The sequence below is a fragment of the Sandaracinaceae bacterium genome (assembly GCA_016706685.1).
Lineage (GTDB): Bacteria > Myxococcota_A > Polyangia > Polyangiales > Houyiibacteriaceae > JADJJE01.
The window spans coordinates 55,823-72,676 of the sequence record JADJJE010000012.1 but is presented as its reverse complement, the minus strand read 5'-3'; the positions used below and the strand labels follow the sequence as shown (position 1 = coordinate 72,676).

At 70.8% G+C, this 16,854-nt stretch carries 13 protein-coding genes; 6 read left to right on the top strand and 7 right to left on the bottom strand.

Features of this window, described 5'->3' with window-relative positions; all coding sequences use genetic code 11:
- The first annotated feature begins 95 nt into the window (after positions 1-95).
- Positions 96-4,124, top strand: coding sequence for an SBBP repeat-containing protein (locus IPI43_15315; protein MBK7775475.1), 4,029 nt, complete (start codon positions 96-98; stop codon positions 4,122-4,124).
- Positions 4,125-4,196: 72 nt separating this feature from the next.
- Here IPI43_15315 and IPI43_15310 read toward each other — a convergent pair whose 3' ends face one another.
- The 5 genes from IPI43_15310 to IPI43_15290 are packed head-to-tail and all read right to left on the bottom strand — an operon-like array spanning position 4,197 to position 9,510.
- A complete protein-coding gene (locus IPI43_15310; GenBank protein MBK7775474.1) occupies positions 4,197-5,423 on the bottom strand; it encodes an alkaline phosphatase in 1,227 nt (408 codons plus the stop codon).
- 31 nt (positions 5,424-5,454) lie between these two features.
- The gene (locus IPI43_15305; protein MBK7775473.1) at positions 5,455-7,143 is read right to left on the bottom strand and encodes a serine/threonine protein kinase; all 1,689 of its coding nucleotides are present in this window, start codon (positions 7,141-7,143) and stop codon (positions 5,455-5,457) included.
- A 24-nt stretch (positions 7,144-7,167) separates the two neighbouring features.
- Positions 7,168-8,058, bottom strand: a complete 891-nt coding sequence (locus IPI43_15300; GenBank protein ID MBK7775472.1) for a serine/threonine protein kinase — start codon at positions 8,056-8,058, stop codon at positions 7,168-7,170.
- Between the two features lie 18 nt (positions 8,059-8,076).
- Positions 8,077-9,051 carry a pirin family protein gene (locus IPI43_15295; GenBank protein ID MBK7775471.1) on the bottom strand — a complete coding sequence of 325 codons (975 nt, stop codon included), beginning with the start codon at positions 9,049-9,051 and terminating at the stop codon, positions 8,077-8,079.
- Positions 9,052-9,096: 45 nt separating this feature from the next.
- The gene (locus tag IPI43_15290) at positions 9,097-9,510 is read right to left on the bottom strand and encodes a hypothetical protein (GenBank protein MBK7775470.1); all 414 of its coding nucleotides are present in this window, start codon (positions 9,508-9,510) and stop codon (positions 9,097-9,099) included.
- Positions 9,511-9,554: 44 nt separating this feature from the next.
- Between IPI43_15290 and IPI43_15285 the strand changes: the two genes are divergently transcribed.
- The 4 genes from IPI43_15285 to IPI43_15270 are packed head-to-tail and all read left to right on the top strand — an operon-like array spanning position 9,555 to position 13,840.
- Entirely contained in the window at positions 9,555-10,526 is a 972-nt protein-coding gene (locus IPI43_15285; GenBank protein ID MBK7775469.1) for an endonuclease/exonuclease/phosphatase family protein, read from the top strand.
- Positions 10,527-10,558: 32 nt separating this feature from the next.
- Positions 10,559-11,602: a hypothetical protein gene (locus IPI43_15280; protein MBK7775468.1), complete on the top strand. Its 1,044-nt coding sequence runs from the start codon at positions 10,559-10,561 to the stop codon at positions 11,600-11,602.
- A 34-nt stretch (positions 11,603-11,636) separates the two neighbouring features.
- The gene (locus tag IPI43_15275; protein ID MBK7775467.1) at positions 11,637-12,239 is read left to right on the top strand and encodes a zf-TFIIB domain-containing protein; all 603 of its coding nucleotides are present in this window, start codon (positions 11,637-11,639) and stop codon (positions 12,237-12,239) included.
- Positions 12,240-12,274: 35 nt separating this feature from the next.
- Positions 12,275-13,840, top strand: a complete 1,566-nt coding sequence (locus IPI43_15270) for a 4-hydroxybutyryl-CoA dehydratase (GenBank protein ID MBK7775466.1) — start codon at positions 12,275-12,277, stop codon at positions 13,838-13,840.
- A 16-nt stretch (positions 13,841-13,856) separates the two neighbouring features.
- On the opposite strand, the gene IPI43_15265 is transcribed toward IPI43_15270, so the two are convergent.
- On the bottom strand, positions 13,857-14,438 hold the full coding sequence (locus IPI43_15265; protein MBK7775465.1) for a hypothetical protein: 582 nt from the start codon (positions 14,436-14,438) through the stop codon (positions 13,857-13,859).
- 74 nt (positions 14,439-14,512) lie between these two features.
- Between IPI43_15265 and rsmI the strand changes: the two genes are divergently transcribed.
- The gene (gene rsmI / locus IPI43_15260) at positions 14,513-15,361 is read left to right on the top strand and encodes a 16S rRNA (cytidine(1402)-2'-O)-methyltransferase (GenBank protein ID MBK7775464.1); all 849 of its coding nucleotides are present in this window, start codon (positions 14,513-14,515) and stop codon (positions 15,359-15,361) included.
- A 413-nt stretch (positions 15,362-15,774) separates the two neighbouring features.
- Here the strand turns inward: rsmI and IPI43_15255 are convergent, their stop codons facing one another.
- On the bottom strand, positions 15,775-16,812 hold the full coding sequence (locus IPI43_15255; protein ID MBK7775463.1) for an RNA polymerase factor sigma-32: 1,038 nt from the start codon (positions 16,810-16,812) through the stop codon (positions 15,775-15,777).
- Positions 16,813-16,854 lie beyond the last annotated feature (42 nt).

Genomic DNA, 16,854 nt, shown 5'->3' with positions numbered 1-16,854 from the left:
GTTCCCCCAACTGGGGATTCCCAAGGCGGGCATCCTAGCGGTAGCATTCGAGCTGCGCCGTCGCTGGCGCGTTCGTTCATCAAGGGAGAGGGGCCATGACCGACCCACGTTTGACAGCCCGCCGGGTGCGCGGTCGCGCCTTGTTCTTGCCCATCGCCATTCCGTCGCTTGCCGGACGGGTGCCTGTGTTCCTGGGCCTGCTCGCGGCGCTCTCGAGCGTGGGCTGTGGTGGCGGGATACCCCTCGAGGAGTGCGCCGCGGGCACGTATGACGACGACGGGGACGCGGAGACGACCTGCGTGGCGTGGAGGCTCTGCCGTGCGGGCGAGTACGTGAGCACAGCGGGCACGGCGGAGACGGACCGCGAGTGCGCGGCGTGTGCCGGAGGCGAGTACTCGACGAGCCCCAACGCCGCGAGCTGCAGCCCGTGGACCGCGTGCGTGGCCGGCGAGTACGTGAGCGCGGCGGGCACGGCGGCCAGCGACCGGACGTGCACGGGGTGCACCAGCGGGACGTTCAGCGCGAGCGGTGACGCCTCGAGCTGTAGCCCGTGGACCGCGTGCGTGGCCGGCGAGTACGTGAGCACGGCGGGCAGCGTGAGCACGGACCAAGCGTGCGCGACATGCCCCACGGGGACGTACACCTCGGGCCCCAACCAGGCTGCGTGCGTGGCGCTGACCGGCTGCGCACCCGGCACGGTGCAGACGGCACCCGCCACGATGACAGCGCCAGCCGTGTGCGCGGCCTGCAGCGCTGGGCAGTACTGCGCGGGCGGCGAGCTCGCGGCCGTGGCGTGCAACGATGGCGACGGAACCTGGGACCACGACGGAAGCCCAGCCACCGCGTGCGTGGCCCGCACCTCGTGCGCTGCGGGGACCTATGTCTCGGCTGAAGGCGGCGCGACGACCGACCGCAGCTGCACGGCCTGCGCGAGCGGGAGCGACAGCACCACCACGAACGCGACCAGCTGCACGGCCTACACCGCGTGCGTGGCTGGCGAGTACGTGAGCACGGTGGGGACGGGGATGAGCGACCAGGTCTGCACCGCCTGCGACGACGGCGCCTACAGCGACACCACCGACGCGGCGAGCTGCAGCACCTGGCGCACCTGCACCGCCGGGCAGTACGTGACGGGCGACGGCAGCGACACCACCGACCGCACCTGCGGCGGGTGCGCGAGCGGCACCTACAGCGACACCCTGAACGCGACCGCCTGCACGGCCTACAGCACATGCGTGGCCGGTGAGTACGTCACCGTGCCCGGCAGCACCGTCAACGACCGCGCGTGCGGCACGTGCGCCAACGGCACGTACACGTCGGGACCCAACCAGACCACGTGCGTGCCCGTGGGCTCGTGCGCGCCGGGCACGGTGCAGACAGCCCCCGCCACCATGATGGCGCCCCCGGTGTGCGCGGACTGCGACCCCGGCGAGTACTGCGCGGGCGGGACGGCGGCGGCCGTCGCATGCGATGACGGAGACGGCACGTGGGACGACGACAGCGACCCGGCAACGGACTGCGCCGCGCGCACCACCTGCGCGACCGGCAGCTACGTGGCGACCGAGGGCGACGCCACCACCGACCGCACGTGCACCGCGTGCGCGCTGGGCCTCTACAGCAGCACCGAGAACGCGCCCAGCTGCAACGCGTGGACCACCTGCGTGGCGGGCCAGTCCATTGGCATGGTGGGAAGCGCCACGGCGGACCGCGTGTGCAGCGCGTGTGCCGACGGCAGCTTCAGCACCATGGACAACGCTCCCAACTGCACCGCATGGCAGACCTGCGTGCCCGGGCAGTACGAAGCCACCGAGGGCAGCCCGAGCGCAAACCGGGTGTGCACCGGCTGCAGTACCGGCAGCTTCAGCATCACGAACAACGCGCCGAGCTGCACCCCGTGGCAGACCTGCGCGGCCGGCCGCTACGTGAGCAACACCCCGTCCGACACGGTGGACCAAGTCTGCATGGACTGCGCGACGGGGACCTACACCGCCATGCCCAACCTCTCCATGTGCCTCGCCCACGGCATGTGCCCCGCCGGCACCGTGCAGACCACGGCCGGCACCAGCATCGCGCCGCCCGTGTGCGATGCATGCAGCCCGGGTGAGTACTGCGCGGGCCACACCACCGCGGCCGTCGCCTGCGGCGGCAACACCTGGGACCACGACGCGAGCCCCGCCACGGCGTGCGCCACGCGCACGGACTGTGGCGCGGGGCAGTCCGTGCTGAGCGACGGCAACGCGACCACCGACCGCACCTGCGCAGCCTGCACGGGGGAGACCTACAGCACCGCGACCAATGCGCCGAGCTGCACCCCATGGACCGTGTGCGCAGCGGGCACTTACGTGAGCACCGTCGGCAGCGCCTCGGTCAACCGGGCGTGCACGCCCTGCGCCATGGGCGAGTACTCCGCGGACCCGAACCAGACGATGTGCCTGCCACACGGCATGTGCGCTGCCGGCACGGAGCAGAGCGCGGCAGGGACCAGCATGGCAGCACCGGTGTGCGATGCATGCAGCCCAGGCGAGTACTGCGCGGGCGGCACCACCGCCGCGGTGACCTGCGGTGGCACCACGTGGGACGATGACGGAAGCCCAGCGACGGCGTGCGGGGCGCGCACGAACTGTGTGGCGGGGCAGTCCGTGGTGAGCGACGGCAACGCCACCACCAACCGCACCTGCACGGCCTGCACGGAGGAAACCTACAGCACGGCGATGAACGCACCGAGCTGCACCCCATGGACCGTGTGCGCGGCAGGCACATACGTGAGCACCGTCGGCAGCGCTGCCGTCAACCGGGCCTGCACGATGTGCCCAGCGGGGGAGTACTCCACCGATCCCAACCAGACCGCCTGCACGCCGTGGCAGGTGTGTGGCACCGGGTACGTGGAAGGTGATGCTGGCTCGTCGATGATGGACCGGACGTGTGTGCCGGAGGAGTGGACGCGCCAGTTTGGAACCGCGAGCTCCGAGGAGGCCCGGTCGGTGAGCGTGGGCAGCGACGGCAGCGTGCTGGTCGCGGGGTCCACGTTCGGCACCTTTTCGGGGCAATCGAGCGCAGGCGGCGGAGACGCGTTTGTGCGGAAGTACGATGCGGCGGGCACCCAGCTCTGGACCCGCCAGTTTGGAACCGCGAGCACCGACTACGCCTATTCGGTGAGCGTGGGCAGCGACGGCAGCGTGCTGGTCGCGGGGTCCACGGGCGGCACCTTTTCGGGGCAAGCAAGCGCAGGCAACTACGACGCGTTTGTGCGGAAGTACGATGCGGCGGGCACCCAGCTCTGGACGCGCCAGTTTGGAACCGCGAGCAACGACGAGGCCCGGTCGGTGAGCGTGGGCAGCGACGGCAGCGTGTTGGTCGCGGGGTACACGCCAGGCACCTTTTCGGGGCAATCGAGCGCAGGCAACCTGGACGCGTTTGTGCGGAAGTACGATGCGGCGGGCACCGAGCTCTGGACGCGCCAGTTTGGAACCGCGAGCACCGACTACGGCTACTCGGTGAGCGTGGGCAGCGATGGCAGCGTGCTGGTCGCGGGGCACACGTTCGGCACCTTTTCGGGGCAATCGAACGCAGGCAGCTATGACGCATTTGTGCGGAAGTACGATGCGGCGGGCACCGAGCTTTGGACACGCCAGTTTGGGAGCGCGAGCACCGACGACGCCCGGTCGGTGAGCGTGGCCAGCGACGGCAGCGTGCTGGTCGTGGGGCGCACGGACGGCACCTTTCCGGGGCAATCGAGCGCAGGCAGCAGCGACGCGTTTGTGCGGAAGTACGATGCGGCGGGCGACGAGCTCTGGACGCGCCAGTTTGGGACCGCGAGCAACGACTACCCTCAGTCGGTGAGCGTGGGCAGCGACGGCAGCGTGCTGGTCGCGGGGTACACGGGCGGGACCCTTCCGGGGCAATCGAGCGCGGGCGGCATCGACGCGTTTGTGCGGACGTACGATGCGGCGGGCACCGAGCTCTGGACGCGCCAGTTTGGGAGCGCTAGCACCGACATCGCCTATTCGGTGAGCGTGGGCAGCGACGGCAGCGTGCTGGTCGCGGGGCATACGGGCGGGACCCTTCCGGGGCAATCGAGCGCAGGCGGCGGGGACGCATTCGTGATGAACCTGGCCGAGCCGTGAGCTGAGCCGCAGTCCACCGCCTCGTTTGTGGATGTAGCGCGAGTGGAGGCGCACACCGACGTCACGGAGACGCTAGAGCGCAGGCAGCGCTTCGTCCACCACTTGGCCGTCGTAGCTCGCGCCCGTGTCCACGCCGAGGTAGCGCAGCACCGTGGGGGCCACGTCCATGTGGCTGGCCCCTGCGAGCGTGGCTGGCGTCATCCCCGGACGCACGAACAGCAGCGGGATGGTCTGGTTGATGGCGTTGCGCGCGCCGTGCGCCGTTCCCTCGCCGCCATGGTCGGTGACCAGCACGAAGAGCCACGCCTCGCTTGCGTAGGTCTCGCGCGCCAGCACCCCATCGATGACCGTGGCGAAGTGGCGGTCCACACCCTCCACAGCCGCGATGTAGTCCGGGTTCTCTGGCCCGTAGCCCGTGGCGTGGCCGGCGTGATCGCAGTCGTCGAAGTGCAGGAAGAGCAGGTCGCGCGGTGCACCCAGGAAGCGCACCGCGGTGCTCGCCACGATGGCGTCGTCGCCCAAGCGGAAGCCCTGCGCGGGCCCGTCCTCCACCAGCAGCGGGAGCTGCAGCCAGTGCACGATGAGCCCCGTGGCGAGGCCCTCGTCGAAGGCGGCTCCGAGCAGCGTGGGCACGCTGCGATCGATGGCCTCCATCACCGCCGTCTCGTTGGAGGTGACGCCGTGACGCTCCACCTCCACGCCCGTGAGGATGGAGGCCCAGCCCGGCCCCGAGACCGTGTCGCCCGTGAGCTGTGTCGTCGCCTCGAGCGTTCCGGCGCCATGCGCGAACAACATGTCCATGACGGGCGCGTCGGCGGGCTCGATGGCGTCGGGGCGCAGTCCGTCCACGCCCAACACCAGCACGTGCCGAGTGGCGTCGTCGGGCGGCGTGGGCAGGTAGCGCAGGTCCAACGTGAGTGACGCGCTGACGTCCTCCCCGGCGAGCGTGAGCTCCACGGCGTGGCGTCCAGCGGGGGTCTGCGTCTCCGAGAAGTCCACGTGCAGCTCGCCCGCGGTGGCGTCGTAGTGCGCGCTGACCCCGGGCGTGTCGCTGCTGGCCTCGAGGCGACACACGCTGTCCCCCGTGCGCGTGACCGCATAGGTGCGCGAGGGAGTGGTGTCACCGGCCCACCAATAGAGTGCATCGGCGGCAGGCAGCGAGAGCGTCACGTCCGCGGCGGTGCACAACGGCTCGGCGTTGCCGCAGCCGAGCAGCGACCCGAGGGTGAACACCACCCCCGCAGCGGTGCGCGGGACATGGCCGAACGATGATGGAAACGAAGGGAAGCGTAAGGGCATGGGCATGGTCGCGCCGAGAAACGGGAAGAGGCTAGAGGTTGGCTTCGAGCGCGCGCAGTCGGTCCGTGGATGCGGGCCGGGCGCCCGACGCGATGGCCGCGCGCAGCGCAGGGCGGGCTTCTTCGCCGTAGTGTGTCCGAATGAGCGCCGCCGCACCGGCGTGGTAGCTGGCGGAGTCCATCATGCGGATGAGCATGGGCAGCAGGGCAGGATCACCCCGCACGGACGGGTCCATGACCAAGGCCCGCTCCACCTCCGGGAGCGCATCCTGCAGCCATCCCACCTTCTCGAACCCGCGACCCAACAGCAGGCGCGGCAGCGGATCGTTCGGGTGGTTGTTGGCGTAGGCCGCGAGGCGTCGGAGAGTCCTGCGCGACGGCGCCCCCCCGCTCTCGAGCCGCTCACGTGTGCTGCTCACCAGCTCGTCGAGCCCCCGCGCGTTGCGCCACGGGTTCCGGGCCGGCGGGCGCACCACGGGAGCCGGCGCTGGAGGCGGGGTGGTGCTCTCCACGAAGCGAGGCGCGGTGGCGGGGGCCGTGACCGGCGTGTCTTCCTCCGGGGTGCGGGTGACCACGAACGCGACAGCGGCCGCGAGCCCGAGCGCCACCACCACCAACCCGAGCGCGAAGCGGCCACGTGAGGAGGCCGCTCCCGGGGCAGCGCGTGGTTCCTCTGGGTGCATCGTGGACGCCCCCGGCGCCTCGAGCGACTCACGAAACACGGGCGGAGCCTTCGCTGGTGCTGCGGCAGCCGCAGGGGCCGCGTGGCTTCCCGTGCCAGGGCGATGAGCGGCGGTCCCACCCGGCAGCGGCGTGCACCCGGAGTGCAAGAGCTCCAGGGGCAACGCGTCGAGCGCCTGCAACATCTCGCGCGCGTCGGCGTAGCGGCCGCCCACATCGGGAGACAGCGCGCGGTCCAGAATGGCCTGGAGCTCGGGCTGGGGGCCCAAGTGGGGGGCCGCGTCGGCCAGCGGCGGAGGTGACTCCACCAAGCGCCGGCGCAGCAGCTCGGGGCCGGTGCACTCGGCGAACGGGCCCTTCCCCACCAACAGCTCGTAGAGCAGCAGCCCCGCGCTGAACACGTCGCTGCGGGCATCTGCCGGCACGCCGCAGGCCTGCTCGGGTGACATGTACGCGGGCGTCCCCACCATGGCGCCCTGGCGCGTGATGGCCGCCGAGCTCTCTTCGGCGTCCAGGAACTTGGCCAGCCCGAAATCCAACACGGCCACGTGGTCGTTGCCATCTGGGAGCGTGCGCACGATGACGTTCGACGGCTTGAGGTCACGGTGGACGATGTGCAGGCCGTGCGCGTAGGCCAGCGCGGACAGCACGCCGCGCAGGATGCCGAGCGCACGCCCGAGCCCAGGGCGCCCCTCCGTGAGCAGCGCGGCGAGGTCTTGGCCCGGCAAGTGCTCCATGACCACGAACGCGCGCTCGCCGTCGAGGCCGAAGTCCGTGATGGTCACGATGTTGGGATGAGAGAGCGCCGAGAGCGCCTTGGCTTCACGCTCGAAGCGCGCGCGCAGCGACGGAGTCTCCGCGTGCTCGGCCAGCAACACCTTGATGGCCACCCGCCGGTCCAGGCGCTCGTCGGTGGCCGCGTAGACTCGCCCGAGACCGCCCTGCCCCAGGATGCTCTCCACGCGATAGCGCTTGTCGATCAGGCGACCGAGCGTGTCGTCGTGGACGGTGTCGAGCAGGCTGGGGTCGGTCACGCTCATGATGGCCAGTGGACTCTCGAGTACTCAGGCGAGGCGCGTGGCAGGACGCGGCAGCGCAGACAAGGCGGCGTGCAGCTGGCCACCATCTTGGAAGCGCTCGTCTGCGCTCTTGGCGAGGGTACGCGCGAGGACGGCATCCACCTCGGGCAGCACGGTGAGGGCGGCGCGCGCCACGGCCAACCGCGGCAGCGGCGACATCGCGTGCGCGCGCACCAGCGACAGGCGGTCTTCCGCGTCGAAGGGCGGCGCGCCCGCCAGCATCTCGAAGAGGACGATGCCCACGGCGTACACGTCGGAGCGCGTGTCTGCGCGCTGCCCGAGGCTCTGCTCGGCCGGCATGTAGAGGGGTGTGCCCAGCACCGCGCCCTCCCGCGTGAGCGACTCCGCGTCGGCCCAGCGCTCGCTGTCGAAGAAGCGCGCCAGCCCGAAGTCCAGCAGCTTGGCGCACAGCCCGCGGCCCGGGACGTCTTCGATGAACACGTTCTCGGGCTTGATGTCGCGGTGCACCACGCCCTCCGCGTGTGCGTGGCCGAGCCCCGCCGCGATCTGGATGCCCAGCTCGAGCGCCACCTCGGGCGGCAGCGGCCCCTCGCGCAGCAGCGCGTCCAGGGTGCGCCCGGACAGCAGCTCCGTGACCAGGTAGGGCCCCTGATCGTCGAAGCCGAAGTCCAGCATGCGGATGATGTTGGGGTGCTCGAGGCCGTTCAGCGCCCGCGCCTCGCGCTCGAAGCGGGTGCGCGCCTCGGCGTCCGCGCGCCGGTGGAGGTGCAGCCGCTTGAGGGCCACCACCTGACCGTCCGCCAGCCGTGTGGCGCGCAGCACCGCGCCCTCGCCCCCGGCGCCGAGCGCGGCGTCCACGCGGTACGCGCCGTCGATCACTTCGCCGTGGGGGGTGGTTGCGGGGGAATCGGACATGCGGGCGCTCGCGAGGCCTCAGCGTACCACGCGATGATCGCGAGAAGCGCGCAGCCGCAGGCCGCCGAGATCGGGCGCCTGCAAGCGGGGCGAAGGCGACGCGGGCACCGGTGGGAAGTGACGCCCGGCGTTCCAGTCTTCTGTGGCGGTAATGATCTCCTCGTGGGTGCGCCCCACGAAGTTCCACCACATCAGCACCTCTTCCCCAAAGGGCGCGCCCCCCACCAGCAGGAGACGCGCGGCCGCGTCGCAACGCAGGGCCAGCTCCCGCCGGCCGAGCCCCAGGTACAGCAGCGTCCCGGGCTCGAGGCGCTCGCCCTCCACCTCTGCTGCCCCGCTCATGACCATGACCGCGTGCTCGAAGGCGTGGTCCAGGGGCACGCTCAGCTCGGCGGGTCCCTCGGCGCAGAAGTCCACCCCCACCAGCGGCGAGAACACCTCTGCCGGTGCTTGCTCCCCCAGCGCCTGCCCCGCCAGCACCGTGGCCACGAACCCCCCTCGCTCGACGCGCGGCAGCGTGGGGTAGTGACGAAAGCTGGGCTCGCGGTGGCGCTCGGCGTCGGGCAGCGCGATCCACAGCTGAGCAGCGTGGATGCGCCCGGCCTCTTGGGTCACGGCGTCTTCCGAGTGCGTGATGCCGCGCCCAGCGGTCATCAGGTTCACCTGGCCGGGCCGGATGATCTGCTCGTAGCCCAGGCTGTCGCGGTGGAAGATCTCGCCCTCCACCAGCCACGTGAAGGTCTGCAGCCCGATGTGCGGGTGCGGCCCCACGCTCAGGCCATGCCCGGCTTCGTAGGCGCCTGGCCCGAGGTGGTCCAGGAAGCACCACGGACCCACCATGCGGCGCTTGGCGGTGGGCAGGGCCCTGCGAATCACGAACCCCTCACCAATCAGCGCGCGATGCGCGTCGATGCGCGTGAGCACGGGCTCGCCAGGGCACGCGGGGCAGTCGGTCGAGAGAGAAGGCTGGCCGTCGGGGTCCGTGGTGCTCATGGTGATTCCTGCCGAGAGCCTACCGCAGCGCGGGCCCACGCTGCTTCACCGCTGTGTGGGGGTGAGCCCCTCCGCGCGCAGCTCGGAGCGCTCGCTGTCGGACACCGCGCCGCTCTGACCGCAGCGTGCCACCGTGAAGCCGCCCGACGCGGGCGACAGGAACAACAGGTAGCGCTTACCCTCGTTGGCGGAGTCGGCCCACGGCCAGCGCCCGCGACCTTGCTGCGCGTTCAGCGTGAAGCGCGCGGGCGCCGCGGTGCCGCCCTTCCACACCGTGACCGTGCGGAAGCTGGCCGCGCCCCCTGCCCGCTCGAGTACGGCCTCCACCACGAACGGGCTGTCCTGCACCTCCTCGGGCAGCGTGACCGCGGCACAGCGGGCGGCCGCGGTGGAGCTGAGCGCGGACAAGCCCACGATTGCCAGAGTGGATGCGAAGGCGAGCGCAGCGAGGCGAAGCATGCGCGCATGATACCGTTCCGAATCCCTCCGCACGAGCCCCCAGCATGACGGCACTACCCTCTGCGCGTCGCACGCCCTCGGCACGGGCCGCATGGGTGTGCATCGCGGTCCTCTGTGGTGTCGGCATCGCACGGGCGGTGGTGGGCGATGGCGTCTGGCTGCTGCTGGTGTGGGGCGCCTACACGCCCTTCGTGTGGCTCCCGGCATACGTCACGCTAGGCCTTGGCATCGCGCGCCGCCGCGTATGGCTCACCGCCGCGTCCCTTGCGTTGGTGGTCACTCACCTCAGCAGCGTGGTGCCGCAAGCGTTCCTCCGTGATGCAGCACAGCCTGATGGGCGCGCCTCGCTCCGCGTCATCACCGCCAACGGGAACGGGTGGAACCAGCACCCGGGATACTTCCTCCGCAGCCTCGCCCGCCACGACGCCGACATCGTCTGCCTGCAGGAGGTGTCGCCTGCCTGGGCCGAGGGTCTACGCGACGAGGGCTGGCTGGACGACTACCCCTACCAGCGCATCGATGTACGAGAGGGTGTGTGGGGTATGGCGCTGTTGTCCCGACTGCCACTCACGAACGTGGCCCAGACACCCATGATGGAGGCCCGCGCGATCACGGCGCAGGTGGAACATGCAGGCGCGAGCATCGACCTGCTCTGCGCGCACCCGGCGCCTCCCACTCGCGGCCTCTTCGAGAGCCACCACGCGGCGCTCGAGCGCGCTCTGACGTGGGCGCACGACCACGCCAGAACGCCCGCGGTGGCCCTGGGAGACTTCAACAGCACGCCCTACAGCGCCTTCTCGCGGCGGATGCGCGTCCACATGGACGACGCCTGGGAGCTCGCGGGCCCCTTCGGCCTCGGGCACACGTGGCCCAACAGCGGGATGCTCTATCCTCCCGCGCGCCTCGACCACATCTACGTCACAGACGACCTCGATGTGAGAGGCACAGAGCTCGGCTTCGCGGCGGCGTCCGATCACCAGCCCGTCGTGGCGAACATCGTGCTCCGCGCAGAGTGATGCTCCAGCGGGGCGCGGTGCATACTGTGCGGGTGCCACTTCGTGTTCCGCTCGCCTGTGCGCTGCTGCTCACCTGCCTGGGCTGGGCCGAGCTGGCGCACGCGAGCTGCCCGGCGTCCATCAGCGTTCGGGGCACCACGGAGGACGGCCCCCGCTTCGTGGGCGCTGCGCTGCGCTTCCGGCTGTGGGAGTGGGCGGCGCCGGATGGCGGCAATCCCCAGAGGCACGTGCCACGCATCGAGCGCTGCCTGTACCGGGAGCGAATGGGTGCGCCGCGGGCGCAGCGCATCGACCAGCGCGCCGAGTATGGCCTCGGGTCCAGCGTGGTCCTCGGACAGGTCGCCTCCGGCCGCGAGGTGCTGGTGCAGGCACACGACCGCTTTCTGCGCGTGGGGGAGCGGGGCCGGCCGCGTGCGCTGACGGTGCCGCACGCTGCCCGCATCGACCAGGCGTTCGATGACGGTGCCATCGTGGTGACGCCGACCACCCCCATCCGCGCGGAGTTCGTGCCCTTCTCGCGAAGCGGCGAGCTGGACCACGCCCGCGCCGAGATCGTCGAGCCGAACGCCAGCGGGCATCGCTTCACCGTCTGTCGCAGCGGGACGCGCTTGCTGTGGGTGATTCCGCGCACCACGGACGGCGTGAACGCCACGCTCCAGGTCCTCGACCGCGCCACGGGCACGCGCAGCCAGCTTCCGCTCGGGCTGCTGGGGACGTGGTTCGCACGGCTCACGGGCTGCAATGCCGAGTACGCCGTGTTCGACGGAGCGTCGGTGGATGCGCGCTGGGCGCCCGCCGTGCTGCACCTCGCCACGCGCCAGTTCACGGCCGCCGAGATCACCGGAAGCGTGCTGGCCGTCACGGCGGACACGGTGTACTTCGCACAGTGGATCTCGGGCACCGGGGTGAGCGCGCAGAGCCGCTTGGTGCGCCAGCCCCTCACCGGTGGCGCGCCCACGCCAACCGGCATCGAGTGGACGGGTGAGCTCCCGCCGCACCACGTCGTCGGTCCCACCCTGATGCTGCGGACGTCGCGCGGCTGGCAGCGGCTCGCGCTCGCGTCAGCACCCCCATGACGCCCGCGCACGGTCCATGTAGAGTCGCAGGGTCATGACCAACCCTCTCTTGTGTGCGGGGTGTGGAGCGCCCCTCGTCGCCGCAGCCGCCTCGTCCGTGGTCACGTGCCAGTTCTGCGGCACCACGTCGGCCCCCGCGCCGCGGGTCATCGAGCGCGTGGTGGACCGCGTGGTGGTGGTCAACGCCGAGGCGGCGGAGGGAGACCCGGGAGCCCTCGCGTGTCCGCGCTGCGCCAAGGGCCTGTCGCGCGTGGCCGGTGGAGGCGAGGAGGCGCTGGCCTGCGCCAAGTGTGGCGGCGGGTGGATCAGCACCTCGCAGGTGGCCGCCCTCCGCCAGCAGAGCAACGCCGAGCTCGCGCGCGCGGTGCGAAACGTGTCGCCGGTCTTCGGGCGCCTCGAGCCGCGCCGCGCCGTGCTCTCGTGTCCCGCGTGCTCGGGCGCGCTGCGCATGGCCGAGATCGAAGGCAGCGTGCACCTCATGCACGTCTGCGAAGCCCACGGCACCTTCTTCGAGCGCGACGCGCTGGACACGTTCATCGAGCTGTGGACCGAGAAGCGCGCCGGCGACATCGACGACGAGGACCTCGAGTCGGTGGGCGTGCGCCGCAAGGGCTTCTTCGGCTTCTTCAAGGGCTGAGCGCAGGCCCGGTGCGGGCTGGTACAGTGCGCGGCATGGAAGCCACCACGCCCACCACCGCGTCCTCCGCCACCTCGCGCCCCGGCGTCGACCGCCCCATCGTGAGCGGCGCGGACTACATCGAGAGCCTGCGCGACCGAAACCTCACGGTGTACCTCATGGGTGAGCGCGTGGCCGAGCCGGTGGACCACCCCATCATCCGTCCGTCCATCGAGGCCGTGGCCGTGACGTACGACCTGGCCGCCGAGAACCCGAAGCTGGCGAGCGCCGACTCGTCGCTCAGCGGCAAGCGCGTGAACCGCTTCTTGCACATCGCGGAGTCGGCCGACGACGTGGTGCAGCAGAACAAGATGCAGCGCCGCATGGGGCAGCTGACCGGCACGTGCTTCCAGCGCTGCGTGGGCATGGACGCGGCCAACGCGCTCTGGTCGGTGACCTTCGAGTGCGACCAAAAGTACGCTACCCGGTACCACGTGCGGCTGCGCGCTTTCTGGACGGAGATGCAGCGGCTCAACCTGGTGGTGGGCGGCGCCATGACCGACCCGAAGGGCGACCGCAGCAAGGGCCCGAGCGACCAAGAGGACCTCGACCTCTTCACGCGCGTGGTGGAGCGCCGCGCCGACGGCATCGTCATCCGGGGCGCCAAGGCCCACCAGACCGGCTGCGTGAACTCGCACTGGCTGCTGGTCATGCCCACCATGCGGCTGCGCGAGTCCGACCGGGACTACGCCGTGGTGGCAGCCATCCCCGTCACGGCCAAGGGCGTGTCGTTCATCTACGGCCGCCAGAGCTGCGACGCGCGCGCCCTCGAGGGCGGCGACATCGACCAGGGCAACGCGCGCTATGGCGGCCAAGAGGCCATGATCATCTTCGACGACGTGTTCATCCCCAACGAGCACGTCTTCATGCAGGGCGAGGTGGAGTTCGCCGCCCCGCTGGTGGAGCGCTTCACCGCGTTCCACCGCCGCAGCTACGTGTGCAAGACGGGCCTCGGCGACGTGATCATCGGGGCCGCGGCCGCCATCGCGGACTACAACGGCGTTCCGCACGTCTCGCACATCCGCGACAAGCTCGTGGAGATGACGCACCTCAACGAGACCATCTACGGCGCGGGCATCGCGTCTTCGCACGAGTCGAAGCCCACCGCGGCCGGCAACTACCAGAACGACGACATGCTGGCGAACGTGTGCAAGCAGAACGTCACGCGCTTCCCGTACGAGCTGGCGCGCCTGGCGCAGGACCTGGCCGGTGGCCTGATGGTCACCTGCCCTTCGGAGAAGGACCTGAACTCGCCCGAGACGGGGCCCATCCTGCAGAAGTTCCTGGCGGCGCGCCCTGGTGTCACCCCGGAGAACCGCGTGCGCATCCTGCGCTTGATCGAGAACATGACCCTGGGGCGCAACGCCGTGGGCTACCTGACCGAGAGCATGCACGGGGCGGGCTCCCCGCAGGCGCAGCGCATCCAGATCGGCCGGCAGATGGACCTGGGCTACAAGAAGGCGCTGGCCAAGCACCTGGCCGGCGTGCACGGCGAGGCCCCCGCTAGCGTGGAGCCCGCGGAGTCCGAGCGCTTCAAGGCCATGTTCGAGCGCGAGGAGTAGGCCGACCGAGCGCCCCTCACGACGGCCGGCGCGCCACCACGCAGATCGCGGTGTAGCTGGCCAGCTTGGTCAAGAGCCAGCCCGCGGCAAAGCACGAGCCGAACACCGCGACCACCCGCGTGGCCCCGGCCATGGCCGCGCTGAAGTTCGGGTCGGCCCCGGTCGGCGTGAGGGTGCCCATGACGTCCTGCAGCTCCAGCTGCTGCGCGACGGCCAGCCCCGCGATGCACAGGTCCACCAGCAGGCTGCTGCCGCACGCGATGAACGCGAGCACCTTGGCCCGCGCGTGTGCACGCCACATCTGCGCGCCCGCGAACACCAGCAGGATGGACGCCACCAGGTTCAGCGCCTGGACCACCCCCACGTAGGGCCCCCACTTCGCGGCGGAGGCCTGCGTGATTGCGAGTAGCTCACGCTGTTGCGCTGCGATGGGGGTGTTCTGCGCCTCGAGCGCCTCGCGCTGCACGTCGAGCAGGGCGCTGCTGCTGAAGCTCCCCACGACGCCCCAGCAGCCGCCGGCGGTGCCGAGCATGCCCAGCATCATGGCGAGGATGGCCAGCAGCTTCTTCGCGCTCGTGGACTCGGATGGGGCGGACATGGGAGGAGCCTAGCAGGGCAGGTCCTCGATGATGCCAGCTCGTTCGGGCCGCCGCGCGTGCTACACGCTTCGGCATGGCCGGTCTCCTCTCGCTCGTGGCAACGCCCATCGGGAACCTCGAGGACATCACGCTGCGCGCGCTGCGCACCCTGCGTGAGGCCGACGCCATCTTGGCCGAAGACACGCGCCGCACCGGCGTGCTCACGTCGCACCACGGCATCAGCACACGGCTGCGCTCGCTGCACGCTCACACGGGAGAAGGGCAGCTGGACGCCATCGCCGCCGAGCTGGCCGCCGGCGCACGCTTCGCGCTGGTGTCCGACGCCGGCACCCCGGTGGTGAGCGACCCCGGACACGCCCTGGTGGAGCGCGCGGTCGCGCTGGGCGTCACGGTGGAAGGCATCCCGGGCCCCAGCGCCGTCACCACGGCCGTGGCCGTGTCGGGCCTCCCGTGTGACCACTTCCGCTTCGTGGGGTTTCTCCCGCGCAGCGGCAGCAAGCGCAGCGGCGCGCTCGAGAGCATCATCCAGGACAGCGGCGCCAGCGTGTTCTTCGAGGCCCCGCAGCGCGTGGGCAAGACCCTGGCCGAGCTGGCCGCGCTGGCCCTGCCCGAGCGCCGCGCCGCCGCCTGCCGCGAGCTCACCAAGCTGCACGAAGAGGTGCGCCGCGGCACCCTCACGGAGCTGGCCGAGTACTTCCAGGAAGGCGCCCGCGGCGAGTTCACCGTCGTGGTGGAGGGCGCGCCGCGTGTCCAAGCGGAAGACGCCCCCGAAGACCTCGAGGCCCGCGTGGCCTCGCTCCTCGCCGAAGGCATGGCGGTGAAGACCATCGCCAAAGCCCTCGCGGCCACCACGTCCCTCTCAAGAGCCGAAGCCTACGACCTAGCCCTCCGCGTAGGCAGAGCGCAAGACAACGAAGCCTGAGGGGCGCGCACCGCTGCAGCGCTTCAGCCTGATGATTCAACATATCTTGCTTGGGGCCCAGTTCGCCTTGTAGCCAGGTTCTATGGGCACCCCCGGCTGGAAGCCGGGGGCAGCAGACCAGGCCTGGACCTACCGAAAGTCCGCCCTTGGGCGGACTACGTGATCGACAACAGGGTGTGTTCTACCAAGGGTGGCCGGACGCAGTGTCCGAGTACCCTCGGTAGGGCAAACCCTGCTGGTAGCCAGGTAGTCCGCCGCCGAAAGGCGGGGGACTTTATGCCAATCAGCCACGTGGTTTGCTGCCCACCGCTTCAGCGGTGGGTGCCCATCGCACCTTGCAGCAAGGCAGGTCGGCCACCTGGTGGCATGTGTAGAATCATCCGGCTTCAGCCCTGGGTGCCCGGCTCCCGAACTCAGGCCGGCTCGTAGACGTCGATTACCGCCTGCCCCAGCTCGTCGCTCAGGTACGTGCGCAGCTTCTCGAGCAAGCGCTTCTCCAGCTGACGCACGCGCTCACGGCTGACGCCGAACTCGGTGCCGAGCTCTTGCAGGGTGCGCGGGTCTTCGGCCAGCAGGCGCTCGTCGAAGATGCGCTTCTCCTTGCCCACCAGCGTGGCGCCGAACTCGTGGATCTTGCCCTTGAGCTGGTCCCCCAGCTGCTGCTCGGCCAGCACGTCGTCCATGCCCGCGCCGCCGCCCGGCACCAGCTCCACGCGGGCCACCTGGCGACCGTCACCGGCGCCCACGGGGGCGTCGAGCGAGGCCTCGCCCGCGCTGAGCCGGCGATCCATGGAGACGACCTCGTGCTCGGGCACGTTCAGCCGCTCGGCGATGCGCGCCGGGGTGGGCTCGATGCCCATGGCCGAGAGACGCGCCTTCTCCTTCTTCAAATTGAAGAAGAGCTTGCGCTGCGCCTGCGTGGTCCCGACCTTCACCAAGCGGTGGTTGTTCAGGATGAAGCGCAGCATGTACGCGCGAATCCACCAGGCTGCGTAGCTGGAGAGCTTGACGCCCTTGTAGGGGTCGTACTTCTTGACCGCCTGCATGAGGCCGATGTTGCCCTCCTGCACCAGGTCGAGGAGGTTCTTGTAGGCCTGCCGGTAGTCGTAGGCGATCTTGACCACGAGGCGGAGGTTGCTGGTGACCAGCTCGCGCGCGGCGTCCAGGTCACCGTCCACGGCGTACTTCACCGCGAGGGTGTGCTCCTGCTCCGGGGTCAGCAGCTTGTAGCGGTGCACGTCTCGCATGTAGGCCGCCAGCGGGTCACGCTCGGCGAGCGAGGCTTTGCTGGGCACGAGGGCTTCGCCCCGGGCTCGCCGCTCGAGCGCGGGCGGGATGTCCACGCCGTCTTCGTCCACCAGCTCGGCCTCGATGACGTTCTCGTCGAGGTCGTCCGGCTCGCCTGAGTGGAGCTCGTCGTCGGGGTCACCGTTGTGCACTAGCTGATCCATACGTGGGGAGCGTGCGCCTGTAAAGCTGCCCGCACGTCTGGC